Genomic DNA, 21,939 nt, shown 5'->3' on the forward strand with positions numbered 1-21,939 from the left:
CGGTCGGCTCACAACGTCTCCCACTCGAATTCCATGGCGTCTTCGAACTCTTCGATCTCGCTCTGGGTGATCTCGGCCAGCGCCACGTCGGAGGGGGTGAGCCCGCCGGCGTCGGGTCGTTCGGCGTGGGCGGCGAGGGCACGCAGCGCACTGAAGAAGGCTTCGGCAAGCTCCTCTACGACTTCTACGTCGAGCAGTTCGCCGGCCCAGGTCCAGACGGCCGTGAGCCGGGGGCCGTCGCCGTTCCCGGCGTCCGCGGTGAACGAGTTGAGTTCGAGGGTGTGGGCGAGCGGGGTGTGCTCGGACTCGCCCGCCGGGGCGCGCAGCACGGGGTGGACGGTCCAGGCGTCGGGGCTGTCGGGGGCGGCTTCCTCGACGAACCTGCCGAGGTAGTTGAAGCCGATCTGGGGGCGGGAGAGGGAGTCGAAGGCGCGGGCGGTCTCCGGGTTGAGGTGGCGCAGCAGGCCGTGTCCGAGGCCGTGGTCGGGGATCTCCCGCAGCTGCTCCTTGACGCGCTTGAGGACGGTTCCGGCGGCCGCTCCGCCGCGCCGGGCGTCGGCGCGGTCGAACCGGCCGGGGTCGAGGCGGACGGGGTACATGCTGGTGAACCAGCCGACGGTGCGGGTGAGGTCGGTGCCGGGGACGGCCGCCTCCTCGCGGCCGTGGCTCTCCAGGTCGACGAGGGTGGCGGTGTCCGCGCCCGGCCGCCATTCGGCGAGCGCCCAGGCGAAGGCGGTGAGCAGGACGTCCTCGACGCCCGCGTGGAAGGCGGCGGGGGCGGTGGTGAGCAGGGTTTCGGTGGTGTCGGCGGGGAGGGTGACCTCCAGGCGTCCGGCGGTGGCGTGGGTGTCGCGGACCGGGTCGAGGGGGGCGCTGCCGATGAGGGCTTCGGAGGGCTGGAGCATGCCGGTCCACAGGGCGGTCTCGGCGACCCGTTCGGGGGTGGCGGCCTGGGCCTGGAGGCGCTGGGCCCAGCGGCGCAGGGAGGTGCCGACGGGTGCCGGGTCGGGGGCCTGGCCGGCGGCGGCGGCCTGCCAGGCCTCGTGGAGGTCGGGCAGCAGGATCCGCCAGGAGACGCCGTCGACGACGAGGTGGTTGACGGTGAGCAGCAGCACGCCGTCGGTGTCGGGGCCGCGGTCCAGCCACAGGGCCTGGAGCATGCGGGCCTCGGCGGGTGCGAGGCGGCCCACGGTCTCGTCGGCGAGGGCGGTGTAGGCGGCTTCCAGGGCCGTGTCGTCGAGGCCGGCGGCGTCCACGCGGCGGACGCAGTCGGCGGCGTCGACGGCTCCGGCCTCCAGGATCTCGCAGTCCCACGCGGTGGTGCCGGTCCCGGGGCGGGTGACCTTCATGCGCAGGGCGTCGTGCCGGTCGAGGACGGCCTGTACGGCGGTGCGCAGGGCGTCCTCGCCGAGCCGGCCGGGGACGCGCAGCACGGTGGACTGGCTGAACCGGTCGGTGTCGCCGCCGCGTTCGGCGAGCCAGTGGGTGATGGGCAGGGCGGGCAGCGGGCCCGTGCCCTGGTCGTCGGCGGCCTCTGCCTCGGCTGCGGGGTCTTCGGACACGGCGGCGGCGAGTTCGGCGACCGTGCGGTGGACGAAGACGTCCCGGGCGGTGAGGACCAGGCCGGCCTTGCGGGCGCGGCTGACGAGCTGGATGGACATGATGCTGTCGCCGCCGAGGTCGAAGAACCCGTCGTCGATGCCGACCTGTTCGAGGCCGAGGATCTGGGCGAACAGGCCGCAGAGGATCTCCTCGCGGCGGTTGCGCGGGGCGCGGCCGGTGCCGGCGCCCCGGCCGTAGTCGGGGACGGGCAGGGCCCTGCGGTCGAGTTTTCCGACGCTGGTCAGGGGCAGTTCGGGGAGTTCGACGACGGCCGCGGGCACCATGTAGTCGGGCAGGGCGGTGGCGAGGTGCGCGGCGAGGTCCTGGGCGTCGTAGGGGGCGGGGGCGCCGTCGGTGACGATGTAGGCGACGAGCTTCTTGTCGCCGGGGCGGTCCTGGCGGACGACGACGACGGCCCGGCGGACGGCGGCGTGGGCGGTGAGCGCGGCCTCGATCTCGCCGAGCTCGATGCGGAAGCCGCGGACCTTGACCTGGTCGTCGGCGCGGCCGACGAACTCGACGAGGCCGTCCTCGGTCCAGCGGACCACGTCGCCGGTGCGGTAGAGCCGGCCGCCGGCGGGGCCGTACGGGTCGGCGACGAACCGTACGGCGGTGAGGTCGGCGCGCCCCCAGTAGCCGCGGGCGACGCCGGTGCCGCCGATGTACAGCTCGCCGGGGACGCCGGGCGGGACGGGGCGCAGGGCGGCGTCGAGGACGTAGTGCCGCATGTTGTCGAGGGGGCGGCCGATGGGGACGGTGGTGGGGCTGCCGTCGAGGGATGCGGCGGGGACGGGGTGGCAGGTGGAGAAGACGGTGGTCTCGGTGGGTCCGTAGACGTGCACGACCCGGGTGTCGGGGCAGTGTTCGGTGACCCGGCGCATGGCGGCCGGTGAGGCCATGTCGCCGCCGGTCCACACCTGGCGGACGGTGGTGAAGGCCTCGGGGTGTTCCTGGGCCATGACGCCGAAGAGTCCGGTGGTCATGAACAGGGAGGTGATCCCGTTGGCGGTGATCAGGGTGCGCAGGGACTCGATGTCGAGTTCGCCGGGGGGTGCGACGACGACGCGGCCGCCGTGCAGCAGGGGGGCCCACAGTTCGAAGGTGGAGCCGTCCCAGGCGTGCGGGGAGTGCAGCGGCACCCGGTCGACGGTGCCGCCGGACCAGCGGTGGTCGCGGGCGAGCGCGGCGACGTCCCGGTGGGTGACGGCGACGCCCTTGGGGGTGCCGGTGGAGCCGGAGGTGAACATGACGTACGCGAGGCGCTGCGGGCCGCCGGCCGGGGCCGGGTCGGTGTCGGGGTGTGCGGCGGTCCCGGGGCTGTCGTCGACGAGGAGGAGCCGGCCGTCCAGGCCCAGGGAGGCGGAGCGGGCGGCCTGGGCGCGGTCGGTGAGCAGGATGTCGGCGCCGGTGCCGGTGAGGATCCAGCGCATCCGGTCGTCGGGGTAGGAGGCGCTCAGCGGTACGTACGCGCCGCCCGCCTTGACGACGGCCAGGAGGGCGACGACGAGGTCGGCGGAGCGGTCCATGAGGACGCCGATCCGGGATTCGGGCAGGGTCCCCAGGGATCGCAGGTGGTGGGCGAGGCGGTTGGCGCGCGCGTTGAGTCCGGCGTACGACAGTTCCGTGTCGCCGAAGACCACGGCGGTGGCGCCGGGGGTGCGGGCGGCCTGCTCCTCGAAGAGCGCGGCGAGGGTGTCGTCGGTGAGGGGGCGGGCGGTGTCGTTCCAGTCGTGGACCATCGTGGCGCGCAGGTCGTCGCCGAGCAGGTCGGCTTCGCCGACGGGCGCGTCGGGGGCCGCCACGACGGCCTCCAGCATCCGTACGAGCCTCTCGGCGAGGCGTTCTGCGGTGGCCGCGTCGAACAGGTCGGCGCTGTACTCGACGGTGCCGTCGAGGCCGGGGACGGGGGTTCCGTCGGGGGCGTAGCGGTCGGCGAAGGTGAAGGACAGGTCGAACTTGGCGATGGCCAGGTCGGGGACCTCGGGGGTGACGGTGAGGCCGGGCAGGGCACGGGCGGCCGCGAAGGATCCGGTCTGGTCGGTGTCGAATCCGAGGGCGACCTGGAAGAGCGGGTGGCGGGCGGCCGAGCGGGCCGGGTTGAGGAGCTCCACGAGGCGTTCGAAGGGGACGTCCTGGTGGGCGTAGGCGGCGAGGTCGGTCTCCCGGACGCGGGCGAGGAGTTCGCCGAAGGACGGGTCGCCGGAGAGGTCGGTGCGCAGGACGAGGGTGTTGACGAAGAAGCCGATGATCTCCCCGACGGCGTCGTCGGTGCGGCCCGCGATGGGGGTGCCGATGGGGATGTCGGTGCCGGCGCCGAGCCGGTGCAGGAGGGCCGCGAGGGCCGCGTGCACGACCATGAAGGGGCTGGCCTGCCGCTCCCGCGCCAACGCGGTGATCTTCTGGTGGAGTTCGGCGGGTACGGGGAACGCGATGCGGCCGCCGGCGTGTCCGGTGGTGGCCGGGCGGGGCCGGTCGGTGGGCAGCTCCAGCTGCTCGGGCAGGCCCTGGAGGGTCTCCTTCCAGTAGGCCTGCTGCCGGGCGAGCGGGCTGTCCGCGTCGTCCTCGGCGCCGAGCTGTTCGTGCTGCCACAGCGCGTAGTCGGCGTACTGGACGGGCAGCGGCGTCCAGTCGGGTGCCGTGTTGCTGCTGCGGGCTGCGTAGGCGGTGGTCAGGTCGCGGGCGAGCAGCGGCAGGGACCAGCCGTCGCCGGCGATGTGGTGGATGAGCAGCAGGGCCACGTGCTCCTCGGGCGCGGTGCGGAAGAGCCAGGCGCGCATCGGGAGTTCGGCGGTGAGGTCGAAGGCGTGCCGGGCGGCCGCGGCGAGTGCGGCGGGCAGGGCCTCCTCGGTGGTGTCCTCGAAGGTCAGGGTCGGGTGGGCGGTGGCGGGGTCCTGGATCAGCTGGCGGCCGCCGTCGGCGTCCGCCGCGTAGAGGGTGCGCAGGGATTCGTGGCGGGCGGTGACGTCGCGCAGCGCGGAGGCGAAGGCGTCCCGGTCGAGGTCGCCGGTCAGGCGCAGCCCCATGGGCATGTTGTAGGTGGCGCTGGGGCCCTGCATCTCGTGCATGAGCCACAGGCGCCGCTGGGCGGCGGAGAGCGGGATCCGTTCGGGCCGGCCGGCGGGGTCGGCGGTGAGGGCGGGCCGGGTGTCGGCGGCGGTGAGGGAGCCGGCGAGGCCGGCGACGGTCGGGGCCTCGAAGAGCTGCCGGATGGTGAGTTCGGCGCCGAGGGCGGAGCGGATCCGCCCGGCGAGCTTGGTGGCGAGGATGGAGTGGCCGCCGAGCTCGAAGAAACTGTCGTCGATGGAGACGGACGGCACGGCGAGGACCTCGGCGAAGATCTGGCAGAGGATCTGTTCCTGCGGGGAGCGCGGGGCGCGGCCCGCCGCGGCGGCGGTGCGCTGCGGGGCGGGCAGGGCCCGGCGGTCCAGTTTGCCGTTGCCGGTGAGGGGCAGCGCGTCGAGGGTGACGAAGGCGGCGGGCAGCATGTAGTCGGGCAGGGTGGCGGCGAGGTGCTTGCGCAGGGCCGCCGCCTCGGGGTGGTCGGCGCCGCGGGCGGGGACGACGTAGCCGACGAGCTGCTTGTCGCCGGGCCTGTCCTCGCGGACGACGACGGCGGCCTGGGCGATGGCCGGGTGTTCGGCCAGGGCGGTCTGGATCTCGCCGAGTTCGATGCGGAAGCCGCGGATCTTGACCTGGTCGTCGGCCCGGCCGAGGTACTCCAGTTCACCGGTGCGGTCCCAGCGGGCGAGGTCGCCGGTGCGGTACATGCGGGTTCCGGCGGGGCCGAAGGGGTCGGCGACGAACCGTCCCGCGGACAGGCCGGGGCGGCCGAGGTAGCCGCGGGCGAGGCCCGCCCCGGCCACGTACATCTCGCCGGTGACGCCGGGCGCGACGGGGCGCAGCCTCCGGTCGAGGACGTAGATCCGCAGGTCGGGGATGCCGGTGCCGATGAGGCTGCGGTGGGCGCCGGCGGCGGTGGCGGCGTCCAGGGCCCGGTGGGTGACGTGCACGGTCGTCTCGGTGATGCCGTACATGTTGACGAGGACGGGGGCGTCGTCGGCGTGCCGGGCGTACCAGTCCTCCAGGCGGGCGGGTTCGAGTGCCTCACCGCCGAAGACGACGTGGCGCAGGGCGAGCCGGCGGCCGGTGTCGGGGTCCTCGGCGTCGGCCTGCATCAGCTGGTAGAAGGCGGACGGGGTCTGGTTGAGGACGGTGACCCGCTCGTCGGCGAGCAGCTTGAGGAAGCCGGCCGGGGTGCGGCTGGTCTCGTGCGGGACGACGACGAGGGTGCCGCCGTGCAGGAGCGGGCCCCACAGTTCCCAGACGGAGAAGTCGAAGGCGTAGGAGTGGAAGAGCGTCCACACCTGGTCGGGGCCGAAGCCGAACCAGTGGTCGGTGGCGGTGAACAGCCGGGTGACGTTGCGGTGGGTGACGACGACGCCCTTGGGGGTGCCGGTGGAGCCGGAGGTGTAGATGACGTAGGCGGGGTGGAGGGGGGCGAGGGGGGCGCGCCGGTCGGTGTCGGCGAGGTCGGTGTCGGGGCGGGCGGCGAGGTCGGTGTCGGGGCGGGCGGCGAGGTCGGCGGCGGTGTCCGGGTCGTCCAGGTGCAGCCAGCGCAGGTCGGCCCGGCCGCCGGCGGCGAGCCGGCCCGCGGTCTCGGTGGTGGAGACGACGAGGGCCGGGTCGGAGTCGGTGAGCAGGAAGGCGATCCGGTCGGCGGGGTAGGCGGGGTCGACGGGGACGTAGGCGGCGCCGGTCTTGAGGACGGCGAGGACGGCGACGACGAGGTCGGTGGAGCGGGGCAGGGCGAGGGCGACGAACTGCTCGGGTCCGGCGCCGCGGGCGGCGAGCAGCCGGGCCATCCGGTTGGCGCGGGCGTTGAGTTCGCCGTAGGTGAGGCGGTCGTCCTGGAAGACGAGGGCGGTCGCGTCGGGGGTGGCGGCGGCTCGGGCCTCGAAGAGGGCGGGCAGGGTGGTGTCGTCGGCCGTCTCGGCGAGGGTGCCGTTCCACGCGGTGAGGATGGTGGTGCGTTCGGTGTCGCCGAGGATCTCGGCGGTGGCGACGGGCAGGTCGGGGCGGGCGAGCAGGGCGTCGAGGACGCGGACGAAGCGTTCGGTGAGGGTGACCGCGCTCTCGGGGTCGAAGAGGTCGACGGCGTATTCGAGGGTGCCGTCGACTCCGGCGGGGGCGCCGTCGGTGGCGGGCCGGGCGGTGAGGTGCAGCACGAGGTCGAACTTGGCGACGCCGGTGGCGGCGGGCTCGGGGGCCGCGGCCAGGCCGGGCAGCCCGTCGAGGGCGGTCAGGGCGGCGCGCTGGTCGTCGCCGCCGTTCCAGGTGAGAACGGTCTGGAAGAGGGGGTGGCGGGCCATCGATCGGGCCGGGTTGAGGACTTCCACCAGGCGCTCGAAGGGCACGTCCTGGTTCCCGTACGCGGCCAGGTCCGCCTCCCGTACGCGGGCCAGCAGCTCGGCGAAGGTCGGATCCCCGGACAGATCCGTCCGCAGGACCAGGGTGTTCACGAAGAACCCGACCAGGTCCTCCAGCGCGTCGTCCGTACGCCCCGCGACCGGCGTACCGATCGCGACGTCCTCACCCGCACCCAACTGGTACAGCAGGGTCGCCAGGGCCGCCTGCGCGACCATGAAGGGGCTCGCGCCATGCGCACGGGCCACCTCCTCCAGCCGGGCGTGCACCACCGCCGGGACCTCGAAGGACACCGAACCACCCCGGTACGAAGCCACGGCCGGACGCGGCCGGTCCACCGGCAAAACCAACTCCTCCGGAAGCCCGGCCAGCCGCTCCTTCCAGAACGCCAACTGCGCCGCGACCACACTCTCGGCGTCGTCCTCCGAACCCAGCAGCTCCCGCTGCCACAGCGAGTAGTCCGCGTACTGCACCGGCAGCGGAGCCCAACCCGGCTCGGCCCCCGACACCCGGGCCGCGTAGGCGGTGGCCAGGTCGCGGGCCAGGGGGCCCATCGAGCCGCCGTCGCCCGCGATGTGGTGCAGCAGGATCAGCAGCACGTGCTCCCGTACGCCGTCCCGCTCGCCCAGGTCGAAGAGGGTGACGGCCAGGGGCGGTTCGGCGGACAGGTCGAAGCCGTGGGCGGCGGCGGCCGCGAGGGCCTCGGGCAGCGCGGCTTCGGTGGTGGTGACGAGCTCGGGCACGACGACGGCGGCGGCCGGGTCGAGGACGACCTGGTGGGCGCCGTCGGCGTCCTCGGCGAATACGGTGCGCAGGGACTCGTGGCGGGTGACGAGGTCGGCCAGGGCGGCGGTGAGGGCCGCGCGGTCGACGCTGCCGGTGAGCCGGAGCGCGGCCGGCACGTTGTAGGTGGGGCTCGGTCCCTCGAACTGGTTGAGGAACCACAGCCGCTGCTGCGCGAAGGACAGCGGGATCCGCTCGGGCCGCGCCGCGGGGGCGAGGGCCGCCCGGACGGCGCCGGGCACGGCGTGCGGGGCGAGTCCGGCCACGGTGGGCGTCTCGAACAGCTGGCGGACGGGGAGTTCGGCGCCGAAGACGGACCGGATCCGGTTGACGAGGCGGGTGGCGAGCAGGGAGTGCCCGCCCAGGTCGAAGAAGCCGTCGTCGACGGAGACGGCGTCGAGACCGAGGACCTCCGCGAACAGGTCGGCGAGGATCGCCTCCTGCGGGGAGCGCGGGGCCCGGCCGCTGCCCGCGCCGCCGAAGTCGGGGGCGGGCAGCGCCCTGCGGTCCAGTTTGCCGTTGGGGGTCAGCGGCAGCTCGTCGAGGAGGACGACGGCCGCGGGCACCATGTGCTCCGGCAGGTGCGAGCCGACGTGGGCGCGCAGCGCGGCGGGGGCCGGGGCGGCGGCCCCGGCGAGCGGGACGGCGTAGGCGACGAGCCTCTTGTCGCCGGGCCGGTCCTCGCGGACGATCACGGCGGCGCGGGCTATGGCGGGGTGGGCGGCGAGGACGGCCTCGATCTCGCCGGGCTCCACGCGGAAGCCGCGTACCTTGACCTGGGTGTCGCTGCGGCCGGTGAACTCCAGCTCGCCGTCCTCGGTCCAGCGGCCGACGTCGCCGGTGCGGTACATGCGGGAGCCGGCCGGGCCGTACGGGTCGGCGACGAACCGGTCGGCGGACAGGCCGGGCCGGTGCAGGTAGCCGCGGGCCAGGCCCGCGCCCGCGATGTACAGGTCGCCGGTGACCCCGGCGGGGGCCGGGCGCAGCGCCGGGTCCAGTACGTACATGCGGGTGTTGGCGATGGGCCGGCCGATGGGCGGGACGACCGCGCCGGACAGCGGATCGCTCATGGTGGCGCAGACGGTGGACTCCGTCGGACCGTACGCGTTGATCATGCGGCGGCCTGCGGACCAGCGGCCCACCTGGTCGGGGGCGCACAGCTCGCCCGCGACGACGAGGCTGCGTACGCCGTGCAGGTCTCCGTCGGCGAGGACGGGCAGCGCGGAGGGCGGCAGGGTGACGTGGGTGACGCGCTGCTCGGCGACGAGCGCGGCCAGCGCCGGGCCGGGCAGCAGCCGCTCCTGCGGGGCCAGCACCAGGCAGGACCCGGAGAGCAGGGTCATGCAGAGCTCGGAGAAGGCGGCGTCGAAGCTGGGCGAGGCGAACTGCAGGACCCGGCTGCCGGGGGTGACGTCGAAGACGTCGATCTGGCCGTGGGCGAGGCTGGGGATGCCCGCGTGGGTGACGACGACGCCCTTGGGGCGGCCCGTCGAGCCGGAGGTGTAGATGACGTACGCGGGGTGCGCGGCGGAGATCGCCGTGCCGAGGTCGGCGCCGGACAGGCCGGCGGCCTCGGCCTCGGCTTCGGCGGCGGGCAGGGTGGCCGCGTCGAGGGTGAGGACGGGCCGGGCGTCGTCGAGCATGTAGGCGATGCGGTCGGCCGGGTAGGCGGGGTCGACGGGCAGGTAGGCGCCGCCCGCCTTGAGGACGGCGGTGATCGCGACGACCAGGTCGGCGGAGCGGGGCAGCGAGACGGCGACGAAGCTCTCGGCGCCCACCCCCCGGTCCACGAGGAGCCGGGCGAGCCGGTTGGCGCGGGCGTTCAGCCCGGCGTAGGTGAGCACCTCGCCCTCGAAGGCGACGGCCTCGGCGTCCGGCGTACGGGCCACCTGGGCCTCGAACAGCTCCGGCCAGGTGCCGGTGGGCAGTTCGCGCGCCGAGTCGTTCCACTCGGTGAGGACGCGGTGGCGCTCGGACGGGGCCAGCAGGTCGAGGCGGGCCGGCGGCAGCGAGGGGTCGGCGGCGAACGCCTCCAGGGCGCGGACGAGCCGGTCGGCGATCCGGCCGGCGGCGGCCGCGTCGAGCAGGTCGGGGCGGTGGCCGATGCGCAGGGCCAGGGCGCCGTCGGGCTCGGGCACCGCCATCAGGGACAGCGCGAAGTGCGTCGCGTCCCAGCTGCTCGCGCCGGTGACGGGCAGCCCGGAGCGGTCGGCGAGGGTGCGCAGCGCCTCGGGGTCCAGCGGGTAGTTCTCGAACACCATGGAGGTGTCGAAGAGATCCCCGATGCCCGCGAGGGACTGGATCTCGGCGAGGCCGAGGTGATGGTGGTCCAGGAGGGCGACCTGCCCGTCCTGGATGCGGCGGGCGAGGTCGCCGAGGGACGCGGCGGCGTCCAGGCGGACGCGCAGCGGCAGGGTGTTGATGAACAGGCCCACCATCTCGTCGGCGCCGGGCAGGTCGGCGGGGCGGCCGGAGACGGTGATGCCGAAGGCGACGTCGTCGCGGCCGGTGGCCTGGCCGAGGACGAGCGCCCAGGCGGCCTGGACGAGGGTGTTGAGGGTGACGCCGAGGGTACGGGCCGCCGCGGCCAGGACGGTACCGGTGGCCTCGGGCAGGGTCAGGTCGATCAGTTCGGGCAGGGCGGCGGGGCCGTCGGCCGCTTCCGTGGAGGCGGTGGCCGCGCGGGTGGGCTCCTCGAAGCCGGCGAGGGCCTCCCGCCAGGCGGCGCGGGCCGCGTCCCGGTCGCGGGCGGCCAGCAGGCGCAGGTGGTCGCGGTACGGGCGGGCGGCGGGCAGCGCCGGGTGCCCGCCGTACAGCTCCAGCAGTTCGCGCACCAGCAGGGAGACCGACCAGCCGTCGGTGACCAGGTGGTGGGCGGTCTGCACGAGCCGTCGGCGGCCGTCGCCGAGGTCGGCGAGGAGGTAGCGCAGCAGCGGCGGCCGGGCGGGGTCGAAGCGCTCGGTGCGCTCCTGCTCGGCCGCCCGGTCGGCGGCCGCGTCCCGGTCGGCGGCGGGCAGGCCGGTAAGGTCCAGCTCGCGCCACGGCAGTTCGACCCGGTCGGCGACGACCTGGAGGGGCTGTCCGGAGGCGCCGCGGACGAAGGCGGCGCGCAGCGCGGTGTGCCGTTCGGTGAGGAGGACCGCGGCGGCGCGCAGCCGGGCGGTGTCGAGGTCCCCGTCGAGGTCCAGGGCGAGCTGGGTGACGTACGGGTCGGCGCCCTCGGTGTCGTACAGGCTGTGGAAGAACAGCCCGTCCTGGAGGGGCGTCAGCGGCAGTACGTCGGCCGGGGGCCCGGCGGCTTCGAGGGTGTCGACGTCGGCCTGCGAGAGGCCCGGGACGAGCGGGAAGTCGGACGGGGTGTGCCCGCCCGCGGCGGGCCCCCGGGCGTGCTCGGCCAGGGCCCGCAGGGCGGCGAACCAGGCCTCGGCGAGCTCGCGGACCCGGTCGGCGCCGAGCAGGCCGTCCGCCCAGGTCCAGTGGGCGACGAGGCGGGGCCCGGCGTCGGTGTCGTGGGTGACGGCGTTGACCTCGACGGCGTGCGCGAGCGGCAGCCGGGGGTCCTGGCCGGCGCCGGGGTGCCCCAGCAGGGACCAGTCGTCGGCGGCGGAGACGGTCATCCGGCCCAGGTAGTTGAAACCGATCTGCGGGGTGGCGAGGCCGGTGAAGGCTCCGGAGCTCTCCGGGTCGAGGTGGCGGAGCAGGCCGTAGCCGAGGCCGCCGCCGGGGACGGCGCGCAGCTGCTCCTTGACGTGCTTGAGGGCGGCCCCGGCGGCGGGACCGGCGGACAGGATCTCCGCCCACGTGTACGGGCCGGGGTCGAGCCGGACCGGGTGGAGGGAGGTGAACCAGCCGACGGTGCGGGACAGGTCGGCGCCCGGGACGAGTTCCTCCCGGCGGCCGTGGCCCTCGACGTGCAGCAGCGGGGCCGCGGCGCCGGTCGCCTCGCCGCCGAGCCAGTGGCGGGCGGCCGGGGCGAAGGCGGCGAGCAGGACGTCCTCGACGCCGGTGTGGAAGGCCGCCGGGGCGGTGGTGAGCAGCGCCTCGGTGAGGTCGGCGGGGAGGGTCAGCTCCAGGTGCCCGGCGGTGGCGTGGGTGTCGCGGGCGGGGTCGAGGGCCCGGCCGCCGAGGGGGGCCTCGGGAGCCCCCAGGGTCCGTGTCCAGTACGGCAGTTCGGCGCGGACGGCGGGCGTGCGGGCGGCCTCGGCCAGCCCGGCCGCCCAGCGGCGCGGGGAGGTGGCGGGGAGGGCCGGCTCCGGGCCGCCGCGTACGGCTTCGGCGAGGTCCTCGCCGAGGATGCGCCAGGACACCCCGTCGACGGACAGGTGGTGGACGACCAGGAGCAGCCGGCCGGGTGCGTCCTCGCCCCGGTCGAACCAGACGGCCTGCAGCATGCGCCCCTCGGCGGGGGCGAGCCGGTCGCGGGCCGCCTCGCCCTCGGCGGTGGTGCGCTCGTCGAGGGCGGCTTCGGACAGGCCGGCGGCGTCGACGCGGCGCAGCACACCGGCGGCGTCGACGCCGCCGGGGGCGGGGACGGTGAGCCGCGGACCGGCGGACAGGGTGAGGCGCAGGGCGTCGTGCCGGTCGAGGAGGGTCTGCAGCGCGGCGGTGAGGGCCTCCCCGGTGAGCCCGGCGGGGGTGCGCAGCACGGCGGACTGGTTGAACCCCTCGTAGGAGCCGCCGCGTTCGGCCAGCCAGTGCACGATCGGCGTGGCGGTGACCTCGCCGAGGCCGGCGCCCGGCGCCTCGGCGGCCGGGGCCGCGGAGACGGCGGCCGGGGCGAGCGCCAGGGCGGCGGCGAGCGCGGACACCGTACGGTGCTCGAAGACCTGGCGGGGGGTCAGCGCGAGGCCCGCGCGGCGGGCTCGGCCGACGAGCTGGATGGAGACGATGCTGTCGCCGCCCCGGTCGAAGAAGTCGTCGTCGACGCAGACGCCGGCCGTGCCGAGCGCCTCCGCGAACAGGGCGCACAGCTGCTCTTCGAGCGGGGTGGCCGGGGCCCGGCCGGCGCCGGAGGCGGCTCCGCCGGTCCAGTCGGGGGCGGGCAGGGCACGGCGGTCCAGCTTGCCGTTGGGGGTGACGGGCAGGGCGTCGAGGGTGACGAAGGCGGCGGGGACCATGAACTCGGGCAGCCCGGCGCGCAGGTGCTCGCGCAGCGCCTCGGGGGCGACGGTGGCGGGGTCGGCGTCGGGGGCGGGCACGGTGTAGGCGACCAGGCGCTTGTCGCCCGGCCGGTCCTCGCGGACGACGACGGTGTTCCAGGCGAGCCCGGGGTGCTCGGCGAGCGCGGCCTGGATCTCGCCGAGCTCGATGCGCAGCCCGTTGAGCTTGACCTGGTCGTCGGCGCGGCCGAGGTAGTCGACGGCCCCGTCGGCGCGGCGCCGGGCGAGGTCGCCGGTGCGGTACATGCGGGAGCCGGACGGGCCGTAGGGGTTCGCGACGAACCGTTCGGCGGACAGGCCGGGCCGCTTGAGGTAGCCGCGGGCGAGGCCGGTGCCGGCGAGGTAGAGCTCGCCCTCGACGCCGGCGGGCACGGGGCGCAGGGCAGCGTCCAGGACGTAGACGTCGATGTTCCAGATGGGGCGGCCGATGGGGACGGCGCCCCGGCCGTCGTCGGCGGTGCACTCCCAGGAGGTGACGTCGACGGCGGCCTCGGTGGGGCCGTACAGGTTGTGCAGGCCGGTGCCCGGCAGCAGCTGCCGGAAGCGGTCGGTCAGTTCGCGGGAGAGTGCCTCGCCGCTGCAGATGACCCGGCGCAGCCCCGTGCACAGGGCGGCCGACTCCTCCTGGACGAAGACCTGCAGCATCGAGGGCACGAAGTGGACGGTCGTGATGTCCTCGGCGCGGATCAGCTCGGCGAGGTAGGCGGGGTCCTTGTGGCCCTCGGGGGCGGCCACGACGAGCGTGGCGCCCTCGATGAGCGGCCAGAAGAACTCCCAGACGGAGACGTCGAAGCCGGACGGGGTCTTCTGCAGGACCCGCTCGCCGGGCTGGAGCCCGTACTCGGCCTGCATCCACGCCAGCCGGTTCACGATCGCCTCGTGCGGGACGACGACGCCCTTCGGGCGGCCCGTCGAACCCGAGGTGTAGATCACGTACGCCGGGTGCGAGCCGGAGACCGGCACGCCCGGGTCGGTGTCCGGCAGGCCGGACAGGTCGGGGAGTTCGGTCAGGACCACCGAGGCGCCGGAGTCCTCCAGCAGGTAGGCGATGCGCTCCGCCGGATATCCCGGGTCGACGGGCACGTACGCCCCGCCGGCCTTGTGCACCGCGTAGAGGGCGGTCACGAGGTCGAGGGACCTCGGCAGGGCCACGGCCACCCGCTGCTCCGGGCCCACGCCCCGGCCGATCAGCCAGTGGGCGAGCCGGTTCGCCCGCGCGTCCAGCTCCGCGTACGAGAGCGTCTCGCCCTCGAACACCAGCGCCGGGGCCCGCGGCGTGCGCGCCACCTGCGCCCGGAACAGCTCGGGCAGCGGGGCCGCCGGGAAGGCGTGCAGGGCGCCCTGGCCGTGGACGACGGCCTCGGCGTACTCGGCGGGCGAGACCGTGCCGCGCCGTCCGGTCGGCAGCTCCGGCCGGGTGACCAGGTCCGCGAGGGTGTGCCGGAAGGCCTCCAGCACCCCGACCGCCCGCTCGGCGTCGACCAGGTCGGGCCGGTGGTCGAGCCGGAAGGCCAGGTGGTCCTCGGCGGGGAAGGCGGTCAGGCTCAGCGCGAAGTGCGTGGCGTCGCGTACGTCGGCGCCGACGACCCGAAGTCCCCCCTGCGCGGCGGCGCCGTCGACGGCGGCCGCGTCGAGCGGGAAGTTCTCGAAGACGACCGAGGTGTCGAAGAGTTCGCCCCGGCCGGTCCGCCGCTGGATCTCGGCGAGCCCGAGGTGCTGGTGTTCCAGCAGCCCGGACTGCTCGTCCTGGATGCGCCGGGCGAGGTCGCCGAGGGTCTCGGCGGAGTCGAGCCGGGCGCGCAGCGGCAGCGTGTTGATGAACAGGCCCACCATGTCGCCGGAGCCGGGCAGTTCGGCCGGGCGCGCGGAGACCGTCGCGCCGAAGACCACGTCCTCGCGTCCCGTGCGGCCGGCCAGGGTCAGCGCCCAGGCGGTCTGGACGAGGGTGCTGGGGGTGACGCCGAGCGCCCGTGCGGTGCGGTGGAGGAGGGCGGTGTCGTCGGCGGTGAGCGCGAAGGGGGTGCGCACCGGGGCGGCGGGGCGGCCGGAGGTCCCGGCGGTGTCCGCGCCCATGCGGGTGGGCCCGGAGAGGGAGTCGAGCGCCGCGTCCCAGGCGGCGCGGGCCGGCTCCGGGTCCTGGGCGGCGAGGTGGCCCAGGTAGTCGCGGTAGGGGCGTACGTCGCCCAGCGCGGCGGCCGGGTCCGCGTACAGCGCGAGCAGCTCGCGGACCAGTACGGGCACCGACCAGCCGTCCAGCACCAGGTGGTGCACGGTCATGACGAGCTGCCAGGTGTCCTCGCGCAGCCGCAGCAGGGTGAAGCGGACGAGCGGCGGGCGGGCGGGGTCGAAGCGCTCGGCGCGGTCGGCGGCGAGGAGCAGGTCGAGGGCCCCGGAGGTGACGGCGGTCGGCCCGCCGGTGGCGGAGACGGTGAGGTCGTGCTCGCGCCAGGGCAGTTCGACGGCGCCGGCGACGATCTGGACGGGGCGGCTGAGGCCCTCGTGCCGGAAGCCGGTGCGCAGGGCGGGGTGCCGGTCGAGGAGGGCTTCGGCGGCGGACCGCATCCGCGGGAGGTCGAGGTCGCCGGAGAGGGTCAGGGAGACCTGGATGGTGTAGACGTCGCCGTCGCTGTCGCCCTCCTCGCCGCCGTCGTCGTAGAGGGCGTGGAAGAGCAGCCCTTCGGCGGCGGGAGACAGGGGGAGGATGTCGGTGAGGTCGGGCTCGGCGACCGCGAGGGCCTTCAGTTCGGCCTCGGGCAGCGGAGCGGGAATCTCGTACTCCGCCGGCTCGACGACGCTCGCGGCGACGCCGGCGAGGGCGGCGGGCGTCCGGTGCGTGAGGACGTCGCGGGCGGTGAAGCCGAGTCCGGCGGCGCGGGCACCGCTGAGGAGCCGGAAGGACAGCACGCTGTCGCCGCCGAGGTCGAAGAAGTCGGCGTCGGCGCAGACCCCGTCGACCCGCAGCACCTCGGCGAACAGGTCGCAGAGCAGCCGCTCGCGGTCGGTACGGGGGGCCCGGCCGGCGGTCGGGCGCTGCTGGTCCGGGGCGGGGAAGGCGCGGCGGTCGAGCTTGCCGTTGGGGGTGAGGGGGAGGGCTTCGAGGGTGACGAAGGCCGACGGGAGCATGTAGTCGGGGAGTTCGGCGGCCGCGTGCGCACGGACGGCGACGGTGTCCACCGGGGCCGCGTCGGCGGGCACGAGGTAGGCGACGAGCCTCTTGTCGCCAGGGGTGTCCTCCCGTACGAGCGCGGCCGCGCGGGCCACGGAGGGGTGCACGGCGAGCACCGACTCGATCTCACCCAGCTCGATGCGGTGACCGCGCAGCTTGACCTGCTGGTCCACCCGGGACAGGTAGTCGAGACGGCCGTCGGCGGTCCAGCGCACGAGGTCGCCGGTGCGGTACATCCGCGAGCCGGACGGGCCGTACGGGTTCGCCACGAAGCGTTCGGCGGAGAGGCCGGGCCGGTTGAGGTAGCCGCGGGCGAGGCCGGTGCCCGCGATGTAGAGCTCTCCCGCGACCCCGGCCGGAACGGGCCGGAGGGACGCGTCGAGCACGTAGACCTGGGTGTTGGCGATCGGCCGGCCGATGGTGACCTCGGCGGACGTCACCTCGGTGGCCGTGGACCAGATGGTCGTCTCCGTCGGCCCGTACAGGTTCGTCACGGACGCCGCGTGCCCGGCCAGCTGCGCCGCCAGATCGGACGGCAGCGCCTCACCACCCGCCAGGACGCGTACGCCGCGCAGGGCGGCCGGGTCCACGTAACGCCACAGGCTCGGGGTGGCCTGCATGACCGTGATCCCGCGGCTCTCGATCAGGGCACGCAGAGCCTCCGGCTCGCGGACCTCGTCCCGGTCGGCGAGCACGACGGAAGCGCCGTTCAGCAGCGGCAGGTACAGCTCCAGGCCCGCGATGTCGAAGGCCACGGTGGTCACCGCCAGCAGACGGTCCTCGGCACCCAGCCCGAAGTGGTCCTGCATGCCCGTGAGGAAGTTCAGGAGGGCGCCGCGCGGCACGACCACGCCCTTCGGGCGACCCGTCGAGCCGGAGGTGTAGATCACGTACGCGGGAGCGTCCGCCGGGACCGTCACGGACAGGGCCTCGGCCGAGTAGCCGGAGACGTCCGGCAGCTCCTCCAGGACCACGGCCGGGGCCGCGTCCTCCAGCATGTAGGCGATACGGTCCGCCGGGTACTCCGGGTCGATCGGCACGTACGCCGCACCCGACTTCAGCACCGCCAGCAACGCGACGACCAGATCGGCCGAACGCGGCAGCGTCACGGCGACGAGGCCCTCGGGACCCGCGCCCTGGCCGACCAGCCAACGGGCGAGACGGTTCGACGCCGCGTCCAGCTCGGCATACCCGTACGAGACCTCACCCGACAGCACGGCCACCGCATCCGGCGCACCGGCCGCCCGGACCTCGAAGAGGGAGACCACGTCGCCGGACGGCAGGGCACGCGCGGTCGCGTTCCACCCGTGGAGCACCTGCTCCCGCTCCCCCGCCCCCAGCAGCTCCGCCCGGCCCACCGGCTGCCCGGGGGCGGCCGTCAGGGCGCGGGTGAAGCGGGCCGCGATGTGCTCGGCGTCCTCGGCAGTGAACTGGCCGGGGTGGTAGTCGAGCCGGCAGTCCAGCCGCTCGCCCGGGGTGATCACCAGGGTCACCGGGTAGTGGGTGGCGTCCCGCACCTCCGCGCCGGTGACGCGCAGCCCGCCCGCGCCGGCGGCCGCGTCGATGGCCGCCGCGTCCAGGGGGTAGCTCTCGAAGAGGACGAGGGTGTCGAAGAGTTCACCGACCCCGGCGGTCCGCTGGATGTCGGCGAGCGCGATGTGCTGGTGTCCGAGGGTCGCGGTCTGCTCGCGCTGGATCCGTATGCCCAGCTCGCCGACGGTCTCCCCGGCCCGCAGCCGCACGCGCTGCGGCACGGTGTTGATGAACAGGCCGACCGACTGCTCCACGCCGTCGAGCTCGGCGGGGCGTCCGGCGACGGTGGTGCCGAAGACGATGTCGTCGCGCCCGGTCCACTGGGACAGGACCAGCGACCAGGCACCCTGCACGAGGGAGTTGACCGTGACGCCGAGCGCGCGGGCGCGGTCGGCGAGTGCGGCGGTCTCCGGCCCGGTCAGGGTGAAGGGGAACCGTCCCGGGGCCCGGGGCGCGAGTCCGGCGCCGACGCGGGTCGGCTCGTCCAGTCCGGCCAGGGCCTCGCGCCAGGCGTCGAGGGCGGCCTCCTGGTCCTGGGCGGCGAGCCAGCCGAGGTGGTCGCGGTACGGGCGGACGGCAGGGAGGCCGGCGGAGGCGGTACCGCCGTACAGCTCCAGCAGCTCGCGGACCAGCACCGGCAGGGACCAGCCGTCGAGCAGGAGGTGGTGGTGGGTGATGACCAGCCGGAAGCGCTCGGTCGCCGTCCCGCTGAGCAGGGTGAAGCGGATCAGCGGGGGCCGGGTCAGGTCGAACGGCTCGGCGCGGTCGGCGCGCAGCGCGTCCTCGAACGCACTCCCGTCGGCGGCGTGCAGCTCCCGCCAGGGCAGTTCGACGGCGCCGGCGACGATCTGGACGGGGCGGCTGAGGCCCTCGTGCCGGAAGCCGGTGCGCAGGGCGGCGTGGCGGTCGATGAGCTGCCCGGCGGCCGCCCGGAGGGCGTCGGCGTCGACGCTCCCGACCAGGTCGAGGACGATCTGCACGGTGTACACGTCGTGCGCCTCGGTGGCGGCGTGGGCCAGCAGCCCCTCCTGGAGCGGGGTGACGGGCAGCACGTCCGCGATACCGGGGTCGGCCGCGTGCAGGCGGGCCAGCTCGTGCTGCGGGAGCGGGGCGGGGACGGGGTACGCGCGGTCGCGGGTGTCGGTGTGGGCGCCGAGGGCCGGGGCGAGGGCGGCGACGGTCCGCAGGTCGAAGACCTCGCGTGCGGTGGCGGCGATGCCGTGCCGCCGGAGCCGGCTGATCAGGCGGGTGACGAGGAGGGAGTGACCGCCCCGCGCGAAGAAGTCGTCGTCGATGGAGACGGAGGCGGCCTCCAGCCCGAGGACCTCGGCGAACAGGCCGCAGAGGAGGGCCTCGCGCTCGGTACGGGGGATGCGGCCCTGGGTCTCGGTCTCGTACGCGGGCGCGGGGAGGGCGCGGCGGTCGAGCTTGCCGTTGGGGGTGAGGGGGAGGGCTTCGAGGGTGACGAAGGCCGACGGGAGCATGTAGTCGGGGAGTTCGGCGGCCGCGTGCGCACGGACGGCGACGGTGTCCACCGGGGCCGCGTCGGCGGGCACGAGGTAGGCGACGAGCCTCTTGTCGCCAGGGGTGTCCTCCCGTACGAGCGCGGCCGCGCGGGCCACGGAGGGGTGCGCGGCGAGCACCGACTCGATCTCACCCAGCTCGATGCGGTGACCGCGCAGCTTGACCTGCTGGTCCACCCGGGACAGGTAGTCCAGCTCTCCGTCGGGGGTCCAGCGCACGAGGTCGCCCGTGCGGTACATCCGCGAGCCGGACGGGCCGTACGGGTTCGCCACGAACCGCTCGGCGGACAGACCCGGCCGCTTCAGATAGCCGCGCGCCAGACCATGACCCGCGATGTACAGCTCACCCACCGAACCGGCGGGGACGGGCTGCAGACCGGAGTCCAGGACGTAGACCTGGGTGTTGGTGATCGGCCGGCCGATGGTGACGTCGGACGAGGTGACCTCGTAGGCCGTGGACCAGATGGTGGTCTCCGTCGGCCCGTAGAGGTTCGTAACGGCGGCCGCGTGCCCGGTCAGCTGCGCCGCCAAATCGGACGGCAGCGCCTCACCACCCGCCAGGACGCGCACCTGGCCCAGCACGGAGGGGTCCACGTAACGCCACAGGCTCGGGGTGGCCTGCATGACCGTGATCGCACGGCTCTCGATCAGGGCACGCAGGGCATCGGGGTCCCGGACCTCGTCCCGGTCGGCGAGGACGACGGAAGCGCCGTTCAGCAGCGGCAGGTACAGCTCCAGGCCCGCGATGTCGAAGGCCACGGTGGTCACCGCCAGCAGACGGTCCTCGGCACCCAGCCCGAAGCGGTCCTCCATGCCCGTGAGGAAGTTCAGCAGCGCGCCACGCGGCACGACCACGCCCTTCGGGCGACCCGTCGAACCCGACGTGTAGATCACGTACGCCGGAGCATCCGCCGAAACGACCAGGTCCAAGGCCTCGGCAGAGTACGAAGAGGTGTCGGGCAGCTCGTCCAGGACGACCGCCGGAGCCGCGTCCTCCAGCATGTAGGCGATACGGTCCGCCGGATACTCCGGGTCGATCGGCACGTACGCCGCACCCGACTTCAACACGGCCACCAACGCGACGACCAGATCGGCCGAACGCGGCAGCGTCACGGCAACCAGCCGCTCCGGCCCCGCACCCTGCTCACGCAGCCACCGCGCGAGACGGTTGGAGGCCTGGTCCAACTCCCCGTACGAGTACGAGACCTCACCCGACACCACAGCGGTGGCCTCCGGCACACCAGCCGCCCGGGACGCGAACAACCCGACCACATCGCCCGACGGCAGCTCGCGGGCGGTCGCGTTCCAGGTGTCGAGAAGCTGCCCCCGCTCCCCCGCCCCCAGCACGTCCACCCGCCCGACCGGCAGGTCCGGGTCGGCGGCGAGGGTGTCCAGGAACGCGAGGAACCGCTCCTGGTGGCGGGCGAGTTCGGTGGCGTCGTACAGCTCCGGGTTGGCGCTGAACTCGAACGAGACGCCGGCGCGCCCCGTCGGGTCCCCGTGCGCGAGCACCGACAGGTCGTGGACCGGGCCGGTCCACAGCGGCCGGCCGGTGGTCTCCAGGTCGCCGAAGTGGACGTCCTGGCCGAAGGACATGATGTTGACGAGGACCGAGCCGATCGGGCGGCCCGCACCCGTGAAGGCGGTGTCGTCCTCGCCGGCGCGGTAGCGCTGGGCCTTCATCAGCTCGCCGACCCGGCGGGTGACCTGGGCGATCAGGTCGGCGTACGTGCTCTCAGGGCGGACCTCGACGCGCAGCGGCAGTTCGCCCGCGAGCATGGCCGGGGTGGACAGGGCCGCCGGGGTGGCACGCCCGGTGACGGGCAGGCCGATGACCACGTCGGCGGCCGAGGTGAGGCGGTGCAGGTAGGCGGCGACGGCCGCGATGACGGCGGTGGACCAGCGTCCGGCGGCGGTCACCGGCGCGACGCGTTCGGCCGGGAGCTCCTCGGTACGGCGCAGGGCCCGGTCGGCGGGGGCGGCGGAGCGGCCGGTGAGGAGGGCGGGCTCGGGGGCGTCGCGGAAGGCGTCGAGCCAGTGGGCGCGGTCGCGGGCGTAGCGGGGGCTCTCGCGGTAGGCGCGGTCCTCGTCCAGCAGCACGGCGAGCGGCCGGAACCGGCCGGGCTCGGGCTCGCGGCCGGCGGCGAAGGCGGTGTAGAGGTCGGCGATCCGCTTGCAGTGCAGGTACTGGCCGTAGCCGTCCATGACGGCGTGGTGGTAGCGGAAGTAGAAGAGGGAGCGGTCCTCGGCCAGGGTGTGGAGGGCGTGCTCGAAGAGGGCTCCCCCGCCGGCGCCGAGGTCCACGGGGGTGGCGAGGTTCTCGTCCATCAGGGCGCGGGCGGCCGCGTCGGGGTCGCTCTCGCCCCTGAGGTCCGTGAGGTGCAGGGGGGCCGGGGTGGCCGGGTCGAGGTACTGGACGACGCGGTCCCCGTCCTCGGCGAAACGGGCGTGCAGGGCCTGCGTCTCGGCCACGGCCTGCCGTACGGCGCGCGCGAGGAGCTCGGGGTCGAGCGGGCCGCGGATCTCGAAGGCGGCGCCGCAGTTGTACTGCGGGCTGTCGGGATCGAGCTGCTGTGCCACCCAGACACCCAGTTGAGCAGAGGTAACCGACTCGCGAGCAATCCGGTGTTCAGACACAGTCAACCCACCCATACATTCGAGGCATTGGCGTGTCCGAGAATGCGCGTGCGGGCTGTGCCGACCTCTACGTGCGGCCTATACGGGGGCCGCGGCTCCCGTGGACGCACCG

Annotated in this window: 1 protein-coding gene; it reads right to left on the minus strand. The window is 75.0% G+C overall.

Annotation, left to right across the window (positions count from 1 at the left end; all coding sequences use genetic code 11):
• Positions 1-8: 8 nt before the first annotated feature.
• Positions 9-21,842, minus strand: coding sequence for a non-ribosomal peptide synthase/polyketide synthase (locus ACGFYU_RS20610; protein ID WP_393828726.1), 21,834 nt, complete (start codon positions 21,840-21,842; stop codon positions 9-11).
• Positions 21,843-21,939: the final 97 nt, after the last annotated feature.

This window comes from Streptomyces sp. NPDC048337 (assembly GCF_043201175.1).
In the GTDB taxonomy this organism is placed as follows: Bacteria; Actinomycetota; Actinomycetes; order Streptomycetales; family Streptomycetaceae; genus Streptomyces.